The sequence below is a fragment of the Lysinibacillus sp. CTST325 genome, from assembly GCF_054665055.1.
In genome coordinates this window covers 1-498 of record NZ_BAAFHO010000050.1, presented here as the reverse complement: position 1 = coordinate 498, position 498 = coordinate 1, and the positions used below count along the sequence as shown (strand labels likewise).

Here is a 498-nt window from a genome sequence, read left to right as displayed (position 1 = left end):
GCCACCCCGGCACATTTGGAGCGGAAGACGAGGTTCGAACTCGCGACCCCCACCTTGGCAAGGTGGTGTTCTACCACTGAACTACTTCCGCATGTGCATAAGATTTATTTATCCTGGCAATTATGAAATTTTAAAAATGGTGCGGGTGAAGGGAGTCGAACCCCCACGCCTTGCGGCGCTAGATCCTAAGTCTAGTGCGTCTGCCAATTCCGCCACACCCGCATATTTTGTTGGCAATTAAATGGTGAGCCATGAAGGACTCGAACCTTCGACCCTCTGATTAAAAGTCAGATGCTCTACCAACTGAGCTAATGGCTCAAAATGGTGCCGGCGATAGGAGTCGAACCCACGACCTACTGATTACAAGTCAGTTGCTCTACCAACTGAGCTACACCGGCAAATGGTGGAGGATGACGGGCTCGAACCGCCGACCCCCTGCTTGTAAGGCAGGTGCTCTCCCAGCTGAGCTAATCCTCCTGGGTATTATGCCTAGCGACG

The 498-nt window shown here is 52.4% G+C and carries 5 tRNA genes; all 5 read right to left on the bottom strand.

From position 1 onward, the window contains the following. Window positions 1-16: 16 nt before the first annotated feature. A tRNA-Gly gene (locus ACYQ73_RS28255) sits at window positions 17-91 on the bottom strand. A gap of 46 nt (window positions 92-137) precedes the next feature. Further along, window positions 138-222: transfer RNA gene (locus tag ACYQ73_RS28250), tRNA-Leu, on the bottom strand. A 20-nt stretch (window positions 223-242) separates the two neighbouring features. Further along, a tRNA-Lys gene (locus ACYQ73_RS28245) sits at window positions 243-318 on the bottom strand. 4 nt (window positions 319-322) lie between these two features. Next, a tRNA-Thr gene (locus ACYQ73_RS28240) sits at window positions 323-398 on the bottom strand. 3 nt (window positions 399-401) lie between these two features. Then, window positions 402-477: transfer RNA gene (locus tag ACYQ73_RS28235), tRNA-Val, on the bottom strand. Window positions 478-498 lie beyond the last annotated feature (21 nt).